The organism is Candidatus Jordarchaeum sp. (assembly GCF_052745115.1).
Genome location: NZ_JBRAKS010000371.1, coordinates 1 through 3,714 on the forward strand (window position 1 = coordinate 1; position 3,714 = coordinate 3,714).

4 protein-coding genes are annotated in these 3,714 nt (G+C 37.0%); all 4 read right to left on the bottom strand.

Annotated features, from left to right (window positions below; all coding sequences use genetic code 11):
• Positions 1-466: 466 nt before the first annotated feature.
• Positions 467-1,462: a 5,10-methylenetetrahydromethanopterin reductase gene (locus ACUVXA_RS18025; protein WP_445872672.1), complete on the bottom strand. Its 996-nt coding sequence runs from the start codon at positions 1,460-1,462 to the stop codon at positions 467-469.
• A 62-nt stretch (positions 1,463-1,524) separates the two neighbouring features.
• Positions 1,525-1,854 carry a hypothetical protein gene (locus ACUVXA_RS18030; protein WP_445872673.1) on the bottom strand — a complete coding sequence of 110 codons (330 nt, stop codon included), beginning with the start codon at positions 1,852-1,854 and terminating at the stop codon, positions 1,525-1,527.
• A 395-nt stretch (positions 1,855-2,249) separates the two neighbouring features.
• Positions 2,250-3,086 carry a hypothetical protein gene (locus ACUVXA_RS18035; RefSeq protein WP_445872674.1) on the bottom strand — a complete coding sequence of 279 codons (837 nt, stop codon included), beginning with the start codon at positions 3,084-3,086 and terminating at the stop codon, positions 2,250-2,252.
• A gap of 17 nt (positions 3,087-3,103) precedes the next feature.
• A partial coding sequence (locus ACUVXA_RS18040) for a hypothetical protein (RefSeq protein WP_445872675.1) occupies positions 3,104-3,714 on the bottom strand: 611 nt, incomplete at its 5' end.

A 3,714-nucleotide genomic window follows, 5' to 3' on the forward strand; every position in this document is an offset into this window, starting at 1 on the left:
TAAACTGACAATTAACAGAATAGAAAAACAGTTAATAAAGCGGGGATACTGTTTATGAGGACTGGCTTTCTACGCTTGGGGCACCAGACGAGGTGGTAGTTGATGAGATAGACCTGGTTTCGGGAATGCTTGTATTCCATCTGTTGATACCAGTATATCTGTCAACACATCAGCCTATAAACTTTTTGACGGTTCATCCCCGAGGCTGAAGTCTGGGGCTTTCCCGCCAAAGATTACCTTGTAATATTGATTCAAAAGTGTTTCCTCAATGGATGAAAAGATGATGTCCCTCAATTGATTTTATTTTCCAAAAAATAGTATTATTAAAATCGTATCATGGGATTAATATTTTTAAAATGAAATTATTTAGACTATGAATGAATTTTATACTTTTTTAAATTAAAAATATAAGAGGCATATAATCATTAATAGGGTGAAGGGAGGGTTTTTAGGGTTTAAAAAAATTTTAATCTTTTATTTCGGGTAGTATTTCATTTCCTATGGTTTTTATGGCTTTGCTTTTATCTTCGGCGATTGGTGATCCGATTACTAGTTGTGATACTCCGATTTCTTTAAGGTCGATCATTTTTTCTGTGACCATCTGTTTTGTTCCTGAGATTGAGAAGGCGTCTATCATGTCATCGGTTACTGCAGCGAATGCTTGGGGGATTTTTCCCTTTGATAGGAGTTCTCGTATTACGTTCACGTCTGCTTCTGCTATTTCATGCCTTTCTAGTACAATAGCGGGGGTTGCTGCTACAATAAAGGTTACTACTGGTTGGGCGAGTTTCCTAGCTTCTTCCTCGGTGTCTGCAAGTGAGAAGCTGGTATATGCCGCAATGTCGAAGTCCTTTGTGTCGCCATTCGCTTTTAGTTCTTCTTTAATTTTTGTTGTTGCTGGTTCCATGTCTATAGGATGTGAAGCATTAATTAGCACTCCGTCTCCTATAGTAGCTGCGAGTTCTAGCATTTTGGGCCCCTGGGCGCCAACGTACACTGGGATTGGCCCGAATTTGTTTTTGAAGTTTAGTCGGGCGTTTTTTATCTTGAATACTTCACCTTCAAATTGAGCATTTTCTCCCGACCATAATTGTTTGCAGATTGTTATGGTTTCTTTGACAGCGGTTAAGGGTTTGCTCCATTCCACACCTAACTGTTTAAGAGTTGTAGAATCTCCTGCTCCAATCCCCATTATTGCCCTCCCATTTGAAACTTCATGAATAGAGGCTATTGAGGAAGCGGTGACTGCGGGATTTACCAGAAAAGGATTTGTAACACCAGTTCCGATTCGGATTTTCTTTGTCTGAATCGCAGCCAGAGCCAAGGTAACATAGGTGTTACGATTGTTGTAGTGGTCGGTGATCCAAGCAAAGTCGAAATTATTTTCTTCTGCCTCTTTTATGTAAGCCACAATTTTATCGATCTTTTGTTGGGGTACGAATTCTATTCCAAGTTTTACCATTTTTGTCTCTTCCTAAAAATTTGGTTTAAAAGACTTTAAAACATGAAATAAGTGAGAGAACTCTATGTACTTCTTATGTAATCAGCCAGTTCCTGGCATCCGTGTTTCTCGCAGACCTGAGCGGTTTTTTCAGGTTCTACGCTTAGTGCTGCTTTGAAGAGAGCTCTTAAACCATTGTTACTTTCTAGTTTTCCACGCCTCCAAAGTTGTAGGACAGCTCTTGCATATTCTGCTGGCATGGCGTCAGGGTTTTCGGTTTCCAAAACGGCATCTAGTATATCTTCTACTAGATCCTCTCTCACTTTCATGTCTACCCTGCTTACGAGCTCCGCGAGCTCAATAGCGGCCAATTTTTCCTTAGCGAATAACACCATTTTTATATCTACCTCCATCCTTTGTCTACTCCATTTTAGAAGGGTTTTTGCTTATAAATTCAATGGTATGTTTTAGGAAATAAAAATTGCAAAATTAGGAAAATTAAAACTCTAAAAAATAAAGAAAAAGATATTTATAAGTAAGAAATATTAATTAAAACGGAAATAAAACATACAGAAAGAATTAAATTTTTAGAAAATTTTTCCAAAAAAATAAAAAAATTAATAAAAAAAGTTAAAAAAAGAAAAGAAACATCTAATTTTTTTCCAAAAATCGGCATAAAAGGAACTAAAATAAGCACTTAATTTAATGTACATATAATAAAAATCGGAAAAATAACGATAAACGGCAGTATTTTACCAAACTTTTCCTAAAAATGGAATGTACAGAAATAGAAAAATAGAAAGTTTATTTATTTTTGAGCGCTAAGATTTAGGATATTATGGAGCTTCTCATAGGCTTGTGGTTCACTGATAGGCATAAGACATATTCCGTCAGCGCCTAGCTCTCTTAATGTTTGTATATGCTCCTTAGCATATTCGACGCCAGCTCCCAACTGGTCTTCTGCATTCCATAATTTTTCTAAGAGCTCATCAGAAACATAAAGTTCGGGTATAAATTTGTGTGCGAATTTGGCTTGGTTAAATGAAGTGAACACCCCTATTTTCATTATAGTGCATAGTCCTGCCTCTCTGGCTTTATGAAGAATATCAAATATTAATGCGGGGTCATAGGTTTCAAGTGCTATTATGAAGTCCACACCTGATTCTTTGGCTTCCAGGAGATCAACTCTTTCCTCAGTTAAGGGATTAATGGAGAGACCAATTGTGAGATCTATCTCGTATTCGGGTTCATTGAAGTTCAATTCATTCACCATTTTTCGCACTTCTTTTATGACCTCAAGTACGTTTTTTTCGCAGTATGCTTCGTCATCATTCTTTGCTACAAAAACTATGTTTCGGACACCTGCGGTTAAAGCTGCTAGGACATCTGATAAAACAGCTTTTTCACTTCTGCTTCCATAAGCGATCTCCATAATGGGTTCCACATTGAACTGAGCAAGGAGCATACAAGGAATGATTGGACTCATGTGTATGTATTCATTAGTTGAGTCGGGAACCATGATAGCGTCTACATAGTCACTAAATGCCTCTACTTCATGTAGAAATTTGAAGGTGTCTATTCCCTCTGGAGGGTCAAAAAGTGCGATGGTTATGAATTCTCCACGAACCATTTTTTCTAAATTCATCTTTTTCATCTGCTCCATTAATTTGTTAATTCTTTTTCTAGTTTCATTCCGGTGAAAGCGTCGTAATTCATCTTTTCTGCATCGGTTTGGCACTGCCAAACAAGCGCGTCTTCTTTTAATATTAGCGTGAGTTTTGATTTGGCTTTTAATCCGTTAAGAATTTTTATCTCTTCCTTGGATAGTATGTTTCTGGCTTCGACAAATCGGTTGAATTCGGGATCTAGATCATCAGGATCAAAATTAACTACCGGAACCAACTCTAATTCTAGAGGGATCAAAATACCTGGGGGTATTTTAGCATCCTCATAATTGGTTTCTTCAATTTTTCTTGTCGCTGAGTTTATTATGGTCTCCGATATATCTACCTGACCTAAACGAGCCTTTTTTACGTTAATAAAACTCTTTTCAAGTTCCAATAGTCCAAAATAGTGGTTTTCAGCTTTGTCAGTTATAGATTCATAGAGCTCGTCCATATTTTCTGAAACGGCATAAAAAGCTATATTCGACCCATGCCCGACTTTTGCGACCCACATAGTCGCACCAGGATTTTTTTTCTCTTTTAAGGGCACATAAATCTTCATCTTTAACCACTTCTTACATTTTTTCCCTATATTATAATATATAGAAG

Excerpts from the sequence above, each read along its gene's own strand:
- ACUVXA_RS18035 (WP_445872674.1), bottom strand. The coding sequence starts at position 3,086 with ATGAATTTAGAAAAAATGGTTCGTGGAGAATTCATAACCATCGCACTT.
- ACUVXA_RS18030 (WP_445872673.1), bottom strand. The coding sequence starts at position 1,854 with ATGGAGGTAGATATAAAAATGGTGTTATTCGCTAAGGAAAAATTGGCC.
- ACUVXA_RS18025 (WP_445872672.1), bottom strand. The coding sequence starts at position 1,462 with ATGGTAAAACTTGGAATAGAATTCGTACCCCAACAAAAGATCGATAAA.